The sequence below is a fragment of the Streptomyces sp. NPDC021749 genome (genome assembly GCF_040640655.1).
Taxonomy (GTDB): domain Bacteria; phylum Actinomycetota; class Actinomycetes; order Streptomycetales; family Streptomycetaceae; genus Streptomyces.
In genome coordinates, this window is record NZ_JBFACE010000013.1 from 1 (window position 1) to 17,698 (window position 17,698).

Annotated in this window: 15 protein-coding genes and 1 pseudogene; 10 read left to right on the forward strand and 6 right to left on the reverse strand. The window is 71.5% G+C overall.

The annotated features are described in order from the left end of the window. The first annotated feature begins 295 nt into the window (after nucleotides 1-295). Nucleotides 296-952, forward strand: a complete 657-nt coding sequence (locus AB0G35_RS15145) for a hypothetical protein (RefSeq protein ID WP_360948621.1) — start codon at nucleotides 296-298, stop codon at nucleotides 950-952. A gap of 17 nt (nucleotides 953-969) precedes the next feature. Here the strand turns inward: AB0G35_RS15145 and AB0G35_RS15150 are convergent, their stop codons facing one another. Next, nucleotides 970-3,675, reverse strand: a complete 2,706-nt coding sequence (locus tag AB0G35_RS15150; protein ID WP_360948623.1) for a SpoIIE family protein phosphatase — start codon at nucleotides 3,673-3,675, stop codon at nucleotides 970-972. 594 nt (nucleotides 3,676-4,269) lie between these two features. Between AB0G35_RS15150 and AB0G35_RS15155 the strand changes: the two genes are divergently transcribed. Further along, a complete protein-coding gene (locus AB0G35_RS15155; RefSeq protein ID WP_360948625.1) occupies nucleotides 4,270-4,767 on the forward strand; it encodes a DUF1772 domain-containing protein in 498 nt (165 codons plus the stop codon). 197 nt (nucleotides 4,768-4,964) lie between these two features. Here the strand turns inward: AB0G35_RS15155 and AB0G35_RS15160 are convergent. After that, nucleotides 4,965-5,441, reverse strand: a pseudogene (locus AB0G35_RS15160) (GNAT family N-acetyltransferase); the annotation flags it as partial. A gap of 533 nt (nucleotides 5,442-5,974) precedes the next feature. On the opposite strand from AB0G35_RS15160, the gene AB0G35_RS15165 reads away from it, so the two are divergent. The 4 genes from AB0G35_RS15165 to AB0G35_RS15180 all read left to right on the forward strand — a co-directional run bounded on the left by AB0G35_RS15165 (nucleotide 5,975) and on the right by AB0G35_RS15180 (nucleotide 10,373). Then, complete coding sequence (locus AB0G35_RS15165) at nucleotides 5,975-6,553, forward strand: hypothetical protein (RefSeq protein WP_360948627.1); 579 nt, start codon at nucleotides 5,975-5,977, stop codon at nucleotides 6,551-6,553. A 194-nt stretch (nucleotides 6,554-6,747) separates the two neighbouring features. After that, nucleotides 6,748-8,145, forward strand: coding sequence for an MFS transporter (locus tag AB0G35_RS15170; protein WP_360948629.1), 1,398 nt, complete (start codon nucleotides 6,748-6,750; stop codon nucleotides 8,143-8,145). 144 nt (nucleotides 8,146-8,289) lie between these two features. Next, the gene (locus tag AB0G35_RS15175; protein ID WP_360948631.1) at nucleotides 8,290-8,991 is read left to right on the forward strand and encodes a response regulator transcription factor; all 702 of its coding nucleotides are present in this window, start codon (nucleotides 8,290-8,292) and stop codon (nucleotides 8,989-8,991) included. Then, the gene (locus AB0G35_RS15180; RefSeq protein ID WP_360948633.1) at nucleotides 8,988-10,373 is read left to right on the forward strand and encodes a HAMP domain-containing sensor histidine kinase; all 1,386 of its coding nucleotides are present in this window, start codon (nucleotides 8,988-8,990) and stop codon (nucleotides 10,371-10,373) included. Before AB0G35_RS15175 ends, AB0G35_RS15180 begins: the two co-directional genes overlap by 4 nt. Nucleotides 10,374-10,402: 29 nt before the next feature. Here the strand turns inward: AB0G35_RS15180 and AB0G35_RS15185 are convergent, their stop codons facing one another. Then, nucleotides 10,403-11,446 (reverse strand): TAXI family TRAP transporter solute-binding subunit, encoded by a 1,044-nt coding sequence (locus AB0G35_RS15185; protein WP_360948635.1) that lies wholly within the window; start codon nucleotides 11,444-11,446, stop codon nucleotides 10,403-10,405. A gap of 157 nt (nucleotides 11,447-11,603) precedes the next feature. Here AB0G35_RS15185 and AB0G35_RS15190 point away from each other — a divergent pair, with 157 nt between their 5' ends. Next, nucleotides 11,604-12,731, forward strand: coding sequence for a DUF5937 family protein (locus AB0G35_RS15190; protein ID WP_360948636.1), 1,128 nt, complete (start codon nucleotides 11,604-11,606; stop codon nucleotides 12,729-12,731). A gap of 52 nt (nucleotides 12,732-12,783) precedes the next feature. Beyond that, nucleotides 12,784-14,037, forward strand: a complete 1,254-nt coding sequence (locus tag AB0G35_RS15195; RefSeq protein WP_360948637.1) for an MFS transporter — start codon at nucleotides 12,784-12,786, stop codon at nucleotides 14,035-14,037. Between the two features lie 24 nt (nucleotides 14,038-14,061). Here the strand turns inward: AB0G35_RS15195 and AB0G35_RS15200 are convergent, their stop codons facing one another. Further along, nucleotides 14,062-14,568, reverse strand: a complete 507-nt coding sequence (locus AB0G35_RS15200) for a MarR family winged helix-turn-helix transcriptional regulator (RefSeq protein ID WP_360948939.1) — start codon at nucleotides 14,566-14,568, stop codon at nucleotides 14,062-14,064. 341 nt (nucleotides 14,569-14,909) lie between these two features. Here AB0G35_RS15200 and AB0G35_RS15205 point away from each other — a divergent pair, with 341 nt between their 5' ends. Both AB0G35_RS15205 and AB0G35_RS15210 read left to right on the forward strand, forming a co-directional pair. Then, a complete protein-coding gene (locus tag AB0G35_RS15205) occupies nucleotides 14,910-15,980 on the forward strand; it encodes an alkene reductase (RefSeq protein ID WP_360948638.1) in 1,071 nt (356 codons plus the stop codon). Between the two features lie 288 nt (nucleotides 15,981-16,268). Continuing rightward, nucleotides 16,269-16,595 (forward strand): helix-turn-helix domain-containing protein, encoded by a 327-nt coding sequence (locus AB0G35_RS15210; RefSeq protein WP_360948639.1) that lies wholly within the window; start codon nucleotides 16,269-16,271, stop codon nucleotides 16,593-16,595. Here the strand turns inward: AB0G35_RS15210 and AB0G35_RS15215 are convergent. Then, nucleotides 16,542-17,144, reverse strand: a complete 603-nt coding sequence (locus tag AB0G35_RS15215) for a DUF3995 domain-containing protein (protein ID WP_360948641.1) — start codon at nucleotides 17,142-17,144, stop codon at nucleotides 16,542-16,544. The genes AB0G35_RS15210 and AB0G35_RS15215 overlap by 54 nt on opposite strands. Continuing rightward, complete coding sequence (locus AB0G35_RS15220; protein WP_360948642.1) at nucleotides 17,141-17,677, reverse strand: hypothetical protein; 537 nt, start codon at nucleotides 17,675-17,677, stop codon at nucleotides 17,141-17,143. Before AB0G35_RS15220 ends, AB0G35_RS15215 begins: the two co-directional genes overlap by 4 nt. Nucleotides 17,678-17,698: the final 21 nt, after the last annotated feature.

A 17,698-nucleotide genomic window follows, 5' to 3' on the forward strand; every position in this document is an offset into this window, starting at 1 on the left:
AGCACGACGTCGCCGGGTGCAGGCGGCCGGGACCGCGGTGGTGGTCCTGTGCTACCTCGTCTCCCTCGCCGTCTTCGCCCTGATCACCCATTGACTCCGTGTACCCCTCGCGGCCGAAGCCGTGCTGGTCGGCCGCGCCTCTTCGTGGTCGAGTGACGGGGAACCGAGCCGGTCGCCGGCGTCGTCCTGCAGGTCATGATCGATCCCAGCAACCTCAGCCTTGATCAGCTCGCCGATGCCTGGCGGCGGGTGCATGACGGGTCCCCGGCGGACGAAGTTGGAGGACGATATCTGGGTGGGTGATACCGGGCTGCTGAACGGTCAACTCGCCGCGCAGGACGGCGAGATCGACGCCGGGCGGGTGCTGTGCCCAGGCAATGTGGCGGGGTGGGCGCGTCTTGCCGCGGAGGTGATCGCGCCGTTCAGCGTCCGTCGCGTCCCGGTGGGAATGCCCGAGCAGCACCTCAGTCGTATGCGCATCCTCTCGGGGATCGTCAACGACTACCCCTACGGCGATCCGGGCCAAGACCTGATCGACGAGGCCGCCTGCCTTCCGGCCCGGCCGACCCGCGGAGTGCTGGCCGGCTACCTCGTGACCATGAACGCGACCAGTTGGTACGCGATGTCGGAGAGAATCACCACCCGCTCCGTACCGGACGCCATGATCAAGGGCATCGAGGCCGCCGTGTTGCTGCTGGGCGATCGGCCCTGCACGCACGGCTCCGGCGAGCACCCCGACACCAACGATCCGGACCACGTGAACCGGATCGGCTATCAACTGCGCAGCCCGGGCGGCCGGGCCGAAATCTCCGAGTATTACGGGTGGGATGAGGAAGACGAAGAGGACCTGGAGGACGAGCCCCTGGATGCCTGGGTGTGCCCTGCCTTCCTGCGCGACCTGGCGGACGAGACGCTCACGACGTTGGCCTGTGAGGTACGCACGGCGCGGTGACAGGAGCTGAGCACCGTTCAGCGGGCCGCCAGGTCCTGCTCCGCCCAGATGGTCTTGCCCCGCCTGGCGTGCCGGGTGCCCCAGCGCTGGGTGAGCTGGGCGACCAGGAGGAGGCCGCGTCCGCCCTCGTCGAAGACGCGGGCCCGGCGCAGATGCGGGGCGGTGTCGCGGGAGTCGGAGACTTCGCAGATGAGGCTGCGGTTGTGGATCAGCCGCAGCTGGATGGGCGGCTGCCCGTACCGGATGGCGTTGGTGACCAGTTCGCTGACCACCAGCTCGGTGGTGAAGACCGCGTCGTGCAGCCCCCAGGCCGTCAGTTGCGCGGTCGCGTCGCGCCGGGTCCGGGCGACGGCGGCGGGGTCGGAGGGCACGTCCCAGTGGGCGACCCGGTCGGCTCCCAGCGCGTGGGTGCGGGCGATCAGCAGCACGATGTCGTCGGCGGGACGGGCCGGGAGCAGTGCGTCGAGGACGTTGTCGCAGGCCTCCTCCATGGACGTGGCGGGCCGGGCGAGAGTGCTGCACAACAGGTCGAGCTGCTCGTCGGGATCGCGGCCGGGGGACCCGAGGAGGCCGTCGGTGAAGAGGGCCAGCAGGCTGCCTTCGGGCAGCTCGACCTCGACGGATTCGAAGGGCAGACCGCCCAGCCCGAGCGGTGGGCCCGGTGGTACGTCGAGGACCTCCGCCTGGCCGTCCGGGGTGACCACGGCGGGCGTCGGATGGCCGGCGCGGGCCAGTGAGCAGTGCCGGGAGACCGGGTCGTAGACGGCGTAGAGGCAGGTGGCGCCCACGTCGCCGGGAGCGGCGGGACGGGACCCGTCGGCTTCGACGTCCGACTCGGTCGCGGCGTCGGCGGACAGCCGCAGCACGATGTCGTCGAAGTGGGTGAGCAGCTCGTCCGGCGGCAGATCGATATCGGCCAGGGTGCGGATCGCGGTCCGCAGCCGGCCCATGGTGACCGATGCCTCGACCCCGTGGCCGACGACATCGCCGACGACCAGGGCGACCCGGGCACCGGAGAGCGGGATGACGTCGAACCAGTCGCCGCCCACCCCTGCCTGCGCGGGGAGGTACCGGTAGGCGACGTCCAGGGCGCTCTGGTCGGGCAGGCCCCGGGGCAGCAGGCTGCGCTGCAGGGCGTCCGCCATGTGGTGTTCCCGGGCGTAGCGGCGGGCGTTGTCGATGCAGACGGCGGCTCGGGCGCAGAGTTCCTCGGCCAGGGCCAGGTCGTCCTCCTCGAACGGTGCGGTCCGTCCTTCGCGCCAGAAGTTGGCCACGCCGGCGACGAGGCCGCGGGCGTACAGCGGGGCGGCGATGAGGGAGTGGATGCCGTAGTCGAGCAGCCGCCGGGCGCGTTCGGGGTCCTGGGCCTGCCATCCGTGAGCCGTGCGCAGGTCCGGTTCGATCCGTGCGCGCCCCTCAGCCATGCCTCTGGCCTGGGGCGTCGAGGGCCGGAAGGTGATCCGTTCGCCGGTGGGATAGAGCGGGTGGTCGTCGCGGACGCCGACGGTGGCGGTGCGGCGCAGCGTAGTCTGCGTGCCGTGGGGCTCCTCGCCGCGCAGCACCGGCTCGGCCAGGTCGACGGTGACGAAGTCGGCGAACCGCGGTACCGCCGCATCGGCCAGTTCCCGGGCGGTCCGGGTCACATCGAGGGTCGAGCCGATGCGGACGCTGCCCTCGTACATGACGTTCAGCCGGTTCCGGGCCGCCTCCGTCTTTCCGGACAGGGCGTGCAGCTCGGTCGAATCGCGGAGGGTGACGACGGTGCCTCCGGGGTCGTCCTGCCCCTCGGTGGCGCGCTGGTTGACGGCGAGCAGCCGGTCCCCCGCCGAGTGCAGCTCGTCGCTGGCCGGTCGGCCCGAGGCCAGCAGGGCGGCGGTGCGCGGGGCGAGGCCGAGGGTGTCGACGTGCCGGCCCTCGGCATCGGCGGGGAGGTCGAGCAGCCGACGGGCCTCGTCGTTGGCGAGCAGCAGCCGGCGGTCCTCGTCGACGATCAGGACGCCTTCCCGGACGGAGTGCAGCACCGCGTCATGGTGCTCGTAGAGCCGGGTGATCTCGGCCGGTCCCAGGCCGTGCGTCTGCCGCAGCAGCCGCCGGCTGAGCAGCGCCGTCCCGCCGGCGGTGACGGCCATCGCGGCGGCCGCGGCGGCCAGGACCACCGGCACCTGCCGGTTGAGGGTGGCGCTGACGTTCTTCGTGGTGATGCCGGCGACGACCGCGCCGATCACCCGGCCCTGCGCGTCCCTGATCGGCACGTTGGCCCGGACCTGGGGTCCGAGCGTCCCCTTGGCCGTCTCCGTCGTCGTGTGACCGGACAGCACCGACCTCAGATCACTGCTGAAGTGTTTGCCGATCCGGTCCGGTTTGGGATGGGTGTAGCGGATGCCGTCCCGGTTCACGACGACGACGAAATCGACCCCGGACCCCAGCCTGACCGACTCGGCCCGGGGCTGGAGCGCCGCCGTGGGATCGCGGGACCGCATGGCGGCCTCGATGCCCGGCGCATGGGCGAACGCCTCGGCCACGCCCAGTGACCGCTGACCGGCCTCGTGTGTGCTGTTGCGCTGGGCGTCGATGACGAGTGCGAAGGCGGCGCCGACGCAGAGCAGCACGATGACCGCCAACTGCAACAGGAACATCTGGCCGACGACGCTGTGCACGCTCAGCACCGAGCGGGAGCCCGTGCGCCTGCCGCGTCCGGGTCTCCGCGCATGTGCGGCCACCATGCCCTTCCACTCCTCTTTCGCTGGGGGAAGGCGATGTGTCGCCGGGGAGGCGACCGGGCCCCTGCCCGCCAGACGGTCCCCGCAGGCCGGAACCCCGGGCCCTACGACGGTCCGGTTCACAGACCGCCGGCTGTCGTGGAACGTACGGCCTCGGATGACGGCCCTCTCTCGGGCAGTGCCGCCCCAGGGCGCACCTCCAGAGTGCCGTCCCTGCGCCAGCCCTGCATGAGCGGTGCCGTCCTTACGTCAAGGGTAGGACGTCAGCAGGCGGATCCCAGGCCCGAAGCCCAAGCCCCTGGCCCGGCGGCCGGGCTCGGCGTGCCAGCATGCCACCCCGGCGGCGGGGCCTCGGGGGGGCACGGTGCCTGGTGTCCCCGCCGTCGGCACCGCTGGATGATCCGGGTGGCGGCGTCCGGCGGGGCGGGACGGCGGGGTGCAGAACAGATGCTTCTGGCTGCCAGAAGCGAACGATCTTGGACTTGCGGCGGATACCCGGCCATCCTTGAAGCCGATCTCGGCTCCCGGCTCACCGCCTGCCAGGGCCGGCCCACGGTCAACTCCTCCACCCCGCGCCAAGCACCGGAGCCGACAACCATGCACATCAGACTCATCCATGGATTCGCCCTGCTGTGCACCGGCCTCCTCGCCGGTGCGTTCGGCTACGGCGCGGCCAACCTCGTCCCGACCTTCCACGCGGTACCGCTGGAGATGCGGTTGTCGTTCCACGCCGAACTGATGAAGATGAACGGCATCACGATGCAGACGGCGATGGGCGCGTCGATCCTGAGTTCCCTCACACTCGCCGTCCTGACAGCGGGCCGCGCCCGACTGGTCGCGGGTGCGGCAGGGCTACTGGCCCTCGCGTCCTTTGTGATAACCCGGTTCGGCAATGTGCCGATCAACGCGCGGATCAAGCAGTGGGCGCTCGCCTCGGCCCCGCCCGGTCATGCGGAGATCCTGCGGCGCTGGGAACTGTTCAACACCATGCGCACACTCACCGCCTTGGCGGCCTTCGCTCTACTGATCGCCCTCGCCGTCCGCGAACTGCGAGCAGCCGGCCGCTCCGTACCTGGTCAGGGGCACGGGTCCTAGTGTGCTGTCCCGGCCCGGCTGCAGAACTTCCTCAGACACGGCAGCCCAGACTCCAGCTCCTTGACACGCTCCAGGGCATCGCGGACCAACTCCCGTTCCTGGTAGGTGAGAGGGACTGCCCTCGCCCGGGCGCGGGCGAACCTTTGGCGTAGGCGGAGTCGGTCGTCAGAGATCGACGGGTGGAGCGCAAAAATCGGCAAGTGCCGAAGAAATGTCAGGCCGGGGCGGCCGGAGAGCCGCGTCTCGCCGGTGACGGTGAAACCTGCACGGGCCAGTACGGCCCGGGACGCCGCGTTGTCGAGGGTGGCGGCCGCGCGCAGGGTGGTCAACCCGTATCTGTTGGCGGCGAGGCCGCACACCTCCCGCACGGCCGAGGTGGCCAGCCCCATACCCGCGGCCCGCTGCGCGATCCGATACCCGAGCTCGGCACCGCCGTCCATGACGTCCACCAGGTTGATCCGCCCCAGTACCTCGTTCGCGGCACCGATCAGCACGTGGAAGAAGCAGACCCCGGCCTCCTGCTCGGCCAGCCGGTCACGGTGTACCTCGTCGAACCGGGCGAAGTAGTCCTCACCGCGGTCGGGAACGGACGCTGCGAAATAGGCCCGATTCTCCCGCTCGAAGGCCAGGAGCGCAGGGACGTGGTCCGGACGCAGCAGTTGAAGCTCAGGCATGGCCTAGGACGATAGGCAACCTGACGGTCCGCCCGCCACACGTCGCACCTTCCTCTCCGCTCCGCAGGGTCACCGGGGTCACCGGGGGCACCGCAGGACCCGATCACGACCCGGAGCCGGCGGGAACGCTCGGGTTGGCCGTGTCGAAGTAGACCGTGTCCGTGTCTGGATCGAGAAGGAACGTGCCGGAGCACGTCCCGCCCGTCACTTCACGGTCGCATCATCACCGCGCCGAGCGCGAGCATCGCCGCAGTTGCGCCAGCGGGCACGCCGGATGCTTGGCGGCCGGGAGCCGCGGGCGGCGACCACGGGCAGGCACGTCATCTCCCGTCAGGGACCGTCGCGGTGTTCCGGCGGCTTGCGGCGATCCGCGCCGGAGCGGGTCAGTGCGCGAAGCGGGCGCTGGGCAGGGCGACGGTGACGGTGGTGCCGAAGCGGGCGCCGGCCAGGGCGACGTTGACGGTGGTGCCGCCGATGACGCTCAGCCGTCTGTAGGCTCTGTGGCCTCGGGGGGAGAGCTCATGCGCCTTGTGATGACCGACGACTATGCCGCGATCGTCATGTCCGTCGACGCCGGTCTGCTGGTGGGGGGAGCCGTACAGGCCCACGGCACGATCAACACGGTCAAAGAGCGTGTCAGAGCGGTGAACGAGCGACACGCGGCAGCCGTGAGGGTGATCGCCGACCGCCTTCGCGCAGGGGAAGAGCCGACGCATGCCGAACTGTCCCGGGCGCACAGGTGGGCCCGGAAGGCAGCAGGAGACCTGCGGAGGCGCTTCGAAAGGCCCGCAACCGTAGGCCTGTTGTGGGCCGTCATGTCGTTGTGGCTCGCCGTCTCCGTGATCGCGACCCTGTGGTGGTCAGCTACGGCAGGACACGGCCGAGCCCCGTGGCTGGCCGCGGCAACGTTGGCGACCACAGCCCTCGCCACCCTCGTCCTCCTGGCAGAGACGGCTCTCCGGTTCTGGTGGGCCGGCGAGGCGGCGACGGACGCCTTGGAGGAGGAACGACTCCAACGCCACGTTGCGGCGGTCGACATGGACCCCGAGTTGTCTCAACGTGTCAGGCAGCACCTCGACGAGTTCGCCAGGGGCGGCCCAACACCCCACTGAGGGCGAAGCGGTCTGGTCGGTTTCGCCACGGCGCCCGTCGTGTGGAGATCGCGGGTGCACTCGCAGTGCCGCCGCTCCTTTTCTTAGCGGGATGTTAGATCTGGCGGCGAAGCCTTGTTCCGGTGTGCTGGCGCACGCATGCTCTGGGCACGTCATCACCCCTCTCACCAGGGGTCTTTTCGTCAGGAGCCGCCATGTCACTGTCTGCCGGAACGCGCGAAACACCGCCCGGCGACGAGCGCGCGAAGCGCCGTCTCGCTCTGGTCGGCGGGTCGCTCGGCAATCTCGTCGAGTGGTACGACTGGTTCGTCTACGCCACCTTTGCGATCTACTTCGCCGACTCGTTCTTCCCCGGGGAGAACCCGACCGCCCAGCTGATGAACACGGCGGGGATCTTCGCCGTCGGCTTCCTGATGCGACCGGTCGGAGGCTGGATCCTCGGACGCGCCGCGGACCGTCACGGGCGCAAAAGCGCGCTCACCCTCACCGTCGCCATGATGTCGATCGCGGCACTGCTCATCGCCGTCGCACCCACCTACGGACAGGCCGGCTACTTCGGTGCACTGGTCCTGCTGCTGGCGCGGCTCTTGCAGGGGATGAGCATCGGCGGGGAGTACGCCGCGAGCGCCACCTACCTGACCGAGGCCTCGGCCCGCGGTCGCCGGGGGCTGGGCTCGTCGATGCAGTACGTGTCGATGACCTGCGGCCAGCTGCTCGGTCTGGGCATTCTCATCACCATGCAGCACACCCTCAGCAATGACCAGCTGGCGAGCTGGGGATGGCGGATCCCCTTCGTGCTGGGGGCGCTCTTCGCGGTGGTGGTCTTCTGGCTGCGGCGTCGCTTGCAGGAGACCGAGGCGTTCACCGAGGTGTCGGCGGCCGGCGGCGCGAAGGACGACACCCGCGGCACTCTGAAGGCGCTCTGGTTGCACCGCCGTCAGGCGTGTCTGGTCATGGCGCTCACCCTCGGTGGCACGGTGGCCTACTACACGTACACGACGTATCTGACCAAGTACCTGGTCGGTAGCGCGGGCATGGCGAAGTCCACCGCGACGCTGGTCAGCTTCACCTCGCTGGTGGTCTTCGCCGTGCTGCAGCCGTTCGCGGGGGCGCTGTCGGACCGCATCGGCCGCCGTCCGCTGCTGATCACCTTCGCGGTCGGCTGCACGGTCGGCACCTACCCGATCATGATGGCGCTGCGGTCGGCGTCGTCGTACTGGTCAGCGCTGGGGCTGTCGCTGCTGGCCCTGGTGATCGTCACCGGGTACACCTCGATCAACGCGGCCGTGAAGGCGGAGCTGTTCCCCACCGGGGTGCGCGCGCTGGGCGTGGCGCTGCCCTACGGGATCGCCAACGCGCTCTTCGGCGGTACGGCGGAATACGTGGCGCTGTGGTTCAAGGACGCGGGCCACGAGACCATGTTCTTCTGGTACGTGTCCGGGTGCGCGCTGGTCTCGCTGGTGACGTACGTCCTGATGCCGGACACTCGGGACGCCGCGCTCAGCCGGGCCGAGGCCGTGTCCGAGGCCGCGTCCGGGGCGGCATCCGAACCGGCCGTCGTGCCGGGCGCTCCGCTGGAAGCCAGAAGTTGATCTTTCGCGGCGGCAGGGGCAGGTAGCTGCACGGCGCCGGCCGCAGCCAGGGCGATCGGCAGCCTCTTTCGTGGAGGCTGCCGATGTTGTATGCCAGGAGGCACACTGTCCCAGGTGACCGGGGGATGACAGAGGAAAGCCCGCATGCACGCACTTTTGGTCGAGGACGACGACCGCATGGCCCACGCCCTGGGCATCGCCCTCGCTCAGCGCGGGCACACCGTCCGCCGGGTCGGCCGGGCCTCGGACGCGCTGCAGCATGCGCACGAGGCCGAGTTCGTGCTGCTCGACCTCGGCCTGCCGGACCTGGACGGCCTGGAGCTGCTACGGCGGCTGCGGGCCGTCTGCAGTGCCCCCTTGATCGTGGTCACCGCCCGCTGCGGGGAGCGCGACATCGTGCAGGGCCTGCGCGCGGGCGCCGACGACTATGTGATCAAGCCGTTCCGGACCGCGGAGCTGATGGCCCGCATCGATGCCGTCCGCCGGCGCACGGACGTACCCTCCGGCGGCCGGAACGCGGGCGACGGCGACCGCGGCGGGCCGGTCCGCACCGGTGACGTCGACATCGACCTGGCGGCCCGCACCGTCACGGTGGCCGGGGCGGAGGTGCGGCTGACCCGCCGGGAGTACGACGTGCTGGCGTTTCTCGCCGCGCGGCCGGGCGAGGTGCACTCGCGGGAGGAGATCCTGGACCGCATCTGGGGCGATGTCTTCCTGACCGCCTCACGGTCGCTGGACGTCCATGTCGCGGGCGTCCGCGCCAAGACGGGCCGGCCGGGCCTGATCCGTACGGTCCGCGGATTCGGCTACCAGCTGGGTGACGGCGGCCGGGAGGACGGCCCATGAGGCGCCGGCTGCTGGCCGTGCTGATCGTGCTCATGGGAGTGGCGGTGCTGCTGCTGTCCGTCCCTCTGGCCGGCACCCTCGCCCAGAGCCGCACCGAGCATCTGCTGCTCCAGCGGCGGGCCGACGCGGTGCGGTTCGCCGACCTCGCCGACCGGGTGCGTACCCCGACCGACCGGGCTGAGCTGTCCGCCGAGATCGGCCGGTACGCCGAGCTGTACGCGGCCGGGGTACTGGTGGAGGACGCGGCAGGACATCCGGTCGCCCGGGCCGGCCGGGGCGCTGCGGCGAAGGCTGCCGCCCAGGCGGTGGACGCCCGGAGCCGGGCCTTGACCGGCCGCCCGACGGCGCAGCTGCCGACGATCTGGCCCTGGGGCCCGTCCACCGTGGTGCTGGCCGAGCCGGTGGGCCAGGACGAGCGGGTGAGCGGAGCGGTGGTGCTGGCCGCCCCCACCGATGCGGCACGACGGGACGTGGCCGTCCGCTCCGCCCTCATCGCGGCGGGCGCGCTCGCCGCCTTCACCACGGCTGCCCTGGTCGCGGTGGGGATCACCCGGTGGCTGATGCGCCCGGTGCGTGATCTGGACCGGGCCGTCGAAGGGCTGGCCGCCGGCAGCCTCCAGGCACGGGCCGCCTCCGACACCGGGCCGCCGGAACTCCGCCGACTGCGACAGCACTTCAACACCATGGCGGAGGCGGTGGCCGACTCCATCGGCCGTCAGCGGGACTTCGTGGCCGACGCCTCCCATCAGCTGCGCAACCCACTGGCCACCCTCGTGCTCCAGCTGGAGAACATCGAACCGCACCTCCGTCCCGGCCCGGGCCGGGACGAGTTCACCCGCGCCCTCGACGAGGCCGAACGACTGGGGGAACTGCTCGACGGACTGCTCGCGCTGGCCCGGGTGGAATCGGGCACCGCGGCCCTGACCGAGCAGGACCTGTCCGCGGAGGTACGTGAGCGCGTGACGGCCTGGGACTCCGTCTTCCGCAAGGCCGGTATCGAGCTGACCGCCGACGTCAGCGACGGCCTGCGCGGGCGGGTCCTGCCCGATGCGGTGGGCCGCATCCTGGACGCGCTGCTCGACAACGCCGCCAAGTTCCTCCCGCCCGGAAGCCGGGTCGAGGTACACGCCACGCTGCGGGACGGCACCGTCGTCGTGCGCGTCGCCGACGACGGCCCCGGCGTCTCTGAGGACCAATTGCCCACCCTGCTGCGGCGTTTCGTCCGCGGCGCGCAGCACCAGAACACCCCCGGCAGCGGGCTGGGGCTGGCCATCGCCGACGAGATCGCACGCATCAGCGGCGGCCGGCTCTCCGTCGGCCACAACACACCGCGAGGCCTCGCGGTGGAGCTGCTGTTGCCGGAGAGCGGGGGAAGGCAGTGACCGCCGTGTCTGCCTGGTCCGGTTGCCGGTCAGCCGTATGCGGAGCGGTAGTAGTCGGCCGCGCCGGGGTGGAGCGGCACGCCTCCGGTGGAGATGGCGAAGCGGGGCTCCAGCCGCGCCCCCGCCGTCACGTCCCGTAGCAGGTCGCGCCACCGGACGAAGACCACCTGGAGCAGTTCGCGCACCGCGTCCGCGGGCACATCGGTCCGTGCCAGCAGGTAGTTGCCGACGCCGATGGTGCCCACGGGCGCCCGCAGCCCGTACACCCCGACGGGGAGCGTGACCGTCGTGTACACCGGGCCGTAGCGATCGCGCAGCGGGGCCACGAAACCGTCCAGCGGCAGGAAGCGCAGCGGGACGGCGCGGGCGAGCTGCGACAGCGCGGGCGTCGGCACACCGCCGGACCAGATCAGCGCATCGACCGTGCCGGCGCGCAGGGCCCGCACCGACTCGCCGAGGCCGAGCCGCAGCTCGCGCACCGCTCGGTCGCCGCTCAGTCCGGCGGCCCGCAGCAACCGGCTCGCCAGGACCTGGACTCCCGACCCTTCCGCTCCCGTGGCGACCGGCCGCCCGGCGAGTGCCTGGACCGTGCGGACCGGTCCGTGGGCGGGGACGACGAGATGCGTGTAGTTCACATAGACCCGGGCCAGTGCCCTGACCGGCACCGGCCGGGAGAACTCCGCCCGGCCGTGCACCGCGTCCTCGGCGGCGTCGGCCATCGCCAGCGCAAGCTCCACCGCACCCCGGTCGAGCCGACGCAGGTTGTCGACGCTCGCCGAGGTCCCCACGGGAACGATCTTCAGCCGGTGCTCGCCGGAGGTGACGGCCTTCGCCAGCGCCCGGCCGAAGGCGTGGTACGGCCCACCCTGGGGTCCCGTGGCGAACCGCAGCCGCCGCACGGGACCGGACTGCGACGAGCAGCCGGCCAGGAGGGCGGCCAGCCCGCCGACGCCGAGCCCCAGCACGCTCCGGCGACCGGGGCCGGGGTACGGCTCCTCTCCGGCCCGCGACACGGCTTGCGCCGGAGCCGGTGCCCCGGCTGCCGCTGTCCGCCCCGCATCTGCGCTGGTCACGGGCCGGAGTGTAACCGCCGTGCGCACATCACGGCCATGGCCTCGGACCGGCGGTAACGGGCGGCAAGGCCGTGGATACGGAGCCGCCGGAGGGTTCTCCCGTCCTCGTCCGCGGGGCATGCCGGCGCCGGGGAACCGTGCGGCGAGGATGGCGTGCATGACGATCGTGTTCCGGATTCCGGCCAGTGGTGCGGAGCGAGTGGGGTTCGCCTACTCGCCGGCGATGGAAGCCGTGCTGAGTCTTCATGTGCTGGTGGAGCCCAAGCACCACCCGGTCCAACATGGGTGGGTGCGGGCCATGCGCAAGCTGTCACCGGGGCTGAAACGGGAGATCGAGGCCTTCTCCTTCGCGGTGCGCGCGTACTTTCCCGAGTTCCTCTTTCCCCAACCGACGGGCGGGCTGCCGGACTTCGCGGGTGAGCTGGCCGGCCTGCGCGCAGCGGACCCGGATCTGGTACGTCTGGAATTCGCCGTCCCGTTGCTCAGCCCGTGGCCGGGCGGCGACGAAGGCAGGGATCCGCGGGTTCTGGACCGACCGGAAGTGCGCCGCCGTCTGCGCGAGCGGGCCGTGGTGGAGAGCGACGAGGCGATGGCCGCGATGCTGTTGGACGACCCCCGGGCGCTGCTGGAGCGGTTCCTGGCCATGCTGGAGCGGTACTGGCAGGAGGCGTTCGAGGACGAATGGGCGCGGCTGGAGCCTGAATTGGCGGCCGGTGTCAGCGAGGCGGGCCACCAGATCGCCGAGCGCGGCCTGTACGGGATGCTCCGCGGCCTGTGGCCGGAGGTACGCAGTGATGCGCGGGCCGAGACGTTCTGGCTGGAGAGACCACACGATCACGACATCGCCATCGGGCCGGAGGACAGGCTCGTGCTCGCCCCCAGCGCCTACGTATGGCCGCATGTGCGGGTCAACTGCGATGTCCCCTGGCCCCTCGGACTGGTCTTCCCCCTCTCCTCGATCACCCGGGAGGCCCGCCCGAGGATTCCGCCCGCCCGGCTCGTCGGCACTCTCCGGGCGCTCGCCGACGACACCCGGCTGCGCGCCCTGCGGCTGATCGCCGAACGCCCGCGCAGCACCCAGGAACTCGCTCCGCTCGTCGGCGTCAGCGAGGCCGCGCTCTCCAAGCACCTGCGCGTACTGGCGGACGCCGGCCTGCTGGAACGCCGCCGCGAGGGCTATTACGTCCTGTACCGGCTCGTGCCCGACCAGGTGGCGGGCCTGGCCCCCAGCCTGGACAGCTTCCTGCACAGCGACGATCCCGGCCAGGGACGGGCCACTGATTAGCTGTCTTCCGAATGAGTTGATCACGGCCGCTGGGGAGACCAACAGTGGCGGCATGTCACTGCTGAGGGACCGCAATTTCCTGCTTCTCTTCGTCGGCCAGGGCGTCTCACGCTTCGGCGACGGTCTGTACACCGCCGCGACCGCGTGGCTGGCCTGGTCACTGACGAAGGATCCGGCTGCCGTGGCCCTGGTCGGCGTGGCCGCGTTCGCGCCCGCCTTCGTCGCCACGTTCGTCGGTGCCTCGTACGCCGATCGCCACGACCGCCGGAAGCTGATGGTCACCACCGATCTGGTCCGGGTCGCCGTGCTGGCGGCGGCCCTGGGGCTGCTCTCCCTCGGCCTGTTGAATCTGCCGGTGCTGGTGGCGGCGACCGCGTTGCTGGCGTTGGTCGGTGCGCCGTTCGCACCGGCCCGCAACGCCATCGTCACGCAGATCGTGCCGGGCGAGCGGCTGCTGCAGGCCAACGGGCTTCTGCAAGTGGCCTTCAGAGCGGCCTTCTTCGTCGGTCCGCTGATGCTCGCGCCGCTGCTCGCCTACGGCTCACTGCAGTTGGCGCTGGTGGTCAACGGGCTGACGTTCGTGGTCTCGGCGGGTGCGGTGGCCGCCATCCGCGTGCCACGCCCTGCTCCGAGCGACAGCCGTGCGGGGCTGTGGTCCGATCTCGCGGCCGGGCTCAGGGCGGTGCGCGCCGCCCCCGACGCGCTGGTGGTCATCGTGACGTTCGCGCTCGCACTCGCCCTCACCAACGGTTTCCTGACGGTCGGTCTGGTCGGCGTCGCGGCCCAGGGCAGTCAGTACGGCTTGCTGCTGGGCGTCGCCGGGGTTGCCGAGGTGGTCGGGGCGCTGCTGATCTCCCAACTGCCCGTCCGCCGGCCGGCCATGGCCGCGGTGCTGGCTTGGGCGCTGCTCGGGATCTTCCGGGCTCCGCTGGGCATGGTCACCTCCGGTGCCGTGGCAGCGGTTCTCCTGGCGGCCACCGGGCTGGCTTCGGCCCTCACCGACATCCCGCTGATCGCAGTGGTGCAGCAGCGCATTCCGCCGCACCATCTCGCGAAGGCGCTGGGCCTGTGGGAGGCCGGGGTCGCCGGAGCCCTGACGGTCTCGCCCTTCGTGGCCTCGACCGTGATCACGCTCGTCGGGGTCCGGCGAGCCTTCCTGCTCTCCGGTGCCGCCCTCGTCGTCCTGGCCGTGATCGCCGCGCTCGTCCTCGCCCGTATCAGCGCACCGCAGTCCCCGCGAGGCCGGAGCGACGTTACTGCCGAGGGGTCCGGGCCGGGCGCAGTCGCCCACAAGCCTGCGCGGTGACGTACCGGTGTCCGCGGCACTGCACTACGTGCTCGACCGCTTCCGTCCGCTGTCGGCCGGGGCGCCACCGGGCGCGGCAGACGCGGCAGTCTGGGCGGCGGCGCGGGCGAGGCTGGCTTCGACGCGTCGCAGGGCTTCCAGCGTTTCGGCTTCCTGCTCAGGGGTGAGGGCGCCGGTCGAGGCCTCTTCGAGCTCGGCCCAGATGCGTTCGACTTCTCGGCGCAGCGCCTGACTGGCGGCAGTGGGCTCGATGAGGGTGGCGCGTTTGTCGTCGGGGCAGGGGCGGCGGCGGACGAAGCCGGCGTTTTCCAGACGCTTGATGCTGCGGGTCATGGTGGCGGCGTCGGAGTCGATCAGACGCACCAGATCGGTCTGCCGCTGGGGGCCGAGTTCCCACAGGTGCATCATGACCAGTTCCTGGCCGAGGTGGAGGCCGAGCGGACGCAACAGCTGTCCGGCGATCATGCGGTGCAGGCGGGCCACCCGGAAGATCGCGTGACTGACGGGCCCCGCCTGGGCGGAGGCGGGCACCGGCACGGTGGAGGTGGCCGGCGTCACCTTCGGCGGCTGGCTCGGTCGGCTGGAGGTGTTCGGGTCGGCTGCCCGGCTCATCAGGATCTCTCCTTCCCCGGCCCTGAAGCTGGCCGGACAGCAATCAGGATAACCGCCGCTTCACGCTCTTCGACGCCTCCGTGAACAACGGAGAGCCCCAAGTGAAGACGGACAAGGTGACACGGCTCACGCACCACGCCGGAAGGTCTGACTTGATTTACTTGTCCGGACAGGTGTTTTACTTGTTCGGACAGGCAACGCCCTGGCGCGGGCACGGAGAACCCGGCCCGCAGCACATCACTCACCCCCAGGGAGAGACCATGACCACTGCTTTCGACCCGATCGTCCTCGGCAGCAAGCCCCTGGCAAACCGCGTCGTGATGGCGCCGATGACCCGCAGCCGCGCCTACGGACCCGGTGCCGAGCCGACGGAACTGATGGCGACGTACTACGCACAGCGGGCCGGCGCCGGGCTGATCGTCACCGAGGGCATCCAGCCCTCGACGGTCGGCCAGGGCTACCCCGACACCCCCGGCCTGCACACGCCCGGGCAGGTCCGGGCCTGGCGGACGGTGACCGACGCCGTGCACCGCGAGGGCGGCGTGATCTTCGCCCAGCTGATGCACACCGGGCGGATCGGCCACCCGAGCCTGCTGCCCGACGGCCTGGTGCCGGTGGGTCCGTCGGCGGTGGCCGCCAAGGGACAGGTCTTCACCCATGAGGGGCCGAAGGAATACGTGACGCCGAAGGAGCTGAGCGAGGCGGAGATCCAGCAGACCATCGCCGACTTCGCCGACGCGGCCCGCAACGCCGTCGAGGCCGGCTTCGACGGCGTGGAGCTCCACGGCGCCAACGGCTACCTGATCCACCAGTTCCTCGCCCCCAACACCAACCAGCGCACCGACGCCTGGGGCGGCGACACCGAGGGCCGGATCCGCTTCGCCGTCGAGGTCGTCTCGGCCGTGGCCGAGGCGATCGGCAGCGACCGGGTGGGCCTGCGGATCTCGCCCGGAAACACGTACAACGACATGGCGGAGGACAACCTGGGCGAGGTCTACGGGGCGCTCCTGGAGCGGATTTCGGGCCTGGAGCTGGCCTACCTGCACCTGATGGAGGGCCCGGACCGCGACCTGACCCCGCTGCTGCGCAAGGCCTGGAACGGCGCGTTCGTCCTCAACCCGTTCACCTACCCCGACGTCACCGGCACCGACGCGCTGAAGCTGGTCGAGGACGGCAGCGCGGACATGGTGGCCTACGGCGCCCTGTTCCTGGCCAACCCCGACCTGCCGCGCCGTCTGCTCGCCGGCGGCCCGTTCAACACCCCCGACAAGGCCACCTTCTACGGCGGCGACCACCGCGGCTACACCGACTACCCCACCCTCAGCGCCTGAGCACCGACCCCGCCGGCGTGGCCGCACGGTGAGTCAGCACGCGTGCGGTTCGCCTCTCCCCGCCTTCTCCGGGAGTTCCGGGCGTCCGCTTCAGTGCCGGCAGTGCCGAAAAGGGCCGCGCAACCAGGGCAAGGCCGTTCTCCTTCCCTGACGCGGGATGCTGCCGCCTCGTCCTGTCGTCCGCCGTGGAGCGGGCAAGGCGGCATCGGGGCCGCAGCCGGAACCCCCGGCCGGCTGCGGCCCGTCCCCCGCATTGCCGCACCACCAAGCACGGAGCACCCAGACCCGATGGCAGCCCGGCCCGCCCTCGCGCCGCTGACCGCCGATGCGGACCTCATCGCCGCGTTCGAGGTCCTCGGCCACAAATGGAACGGAATCATCCTCCACACCCTGGCCCCCCGCCCCGCCCGCTACGGCGAACTGCACACCGCCATCGGCTCGATCAGCACCAAGATGCTCGCCGACCGGCTGCGCGAACTCGTCGACGCCGGACTCGTCACCCACCACCAGCTCCCGCCCGGCCCCGCCACCTACGCCCTCACCCCCGAGGGCCGAGCCCTCCTACCGGCCCTGGATCAGATCCGCACCTGGGCGCGGCAGCACCGCACCGCCTGACCCGTCCCGTTCCCGCTCCGTGCCGAGCCGCCGGTAGCGCCAGGCCGCGATGCCCCAGCATGCGCCGAACAGCAGCCAGTACGGCGACCACAGCAGGAGATCCCACTGTGCCTGGAAGCGCGCGAGGTCCTCGTGGTCGGGTGGTGCGGAGGACCAGCCGGCCAGCAGGCCGAGGTCACCGGCAAACCCGTAGCCCAGCAGGCCGGACGCCCGCGCCACCATGAACCCACATCCCACCCACGATCCGGCGAGCAGTGCCGCGCGGCGGAACCTTCCGTGCGGCCCGAAGCGGCCGGACAGGTGCAGCGCGGCCGCCATGCCGACCAACGCCAACGCGACCGACGCCCAGTGACCGGCGACCGCTCCCGGAGTACCGTCGAGCAGGTCGTCCCGGGCGCCGGCGGGCAGCGGGGTCTGCCGCATCAGGAACGTGCCGCCCAACGCCCAGTCGAGCTTCATCGCGCCGTAGGCGAAGGCGCACCCGAAGACGAGGGGGGCGGCAGCCGCTGTCGGGCTCCGGCGACCGGTCCGAGCACGCCGAGCGGTCATGTGCGTGCCTCCGCCCTCACGACGGCGCGGGGACGGCTGCGCCGCACGTACGACACCGCCACCACGATCCACGCCACGATGCCGACGCTGCCCGCGACGGCCTCGTAGAGGGGGCCCCAGCCGAGGTGTGTCAGGGCCAGGTCCGCACGCTGCAGGATGAGCAGCGCTCCCAGCCACTGCAGTACCACGGTGGGTGCCAGGGCGCACAGCAGCGCCCAGCGCGGGAGGCGCGCTCCCCAGCGTGCGGTGGTCGCCCATGCCACCACCGCAGCGAGGAGGCCGAGTGCGGCGTTGCCCGCCTGGGCCAGTCCCGGATGCGCGAACTGCGCCTGGACGTGGGCGGGTGCGGGGTGGCCGGGCATACCGACCTCCCCGCGCGCGGCCATGTACACCTTCTGACCCACGTACACCAGCGAGCCGACCACCGACACCCACGCCGCCACCCTGACCGCAAACCCCGCGGGCACCGGTCGCGCCGACCGGAGCAGTGTGCGGCGGAGCACGGCAAAATGCGCGGTCACATGCACTCTCATGGCCTCCATGCTGTTCCGCCG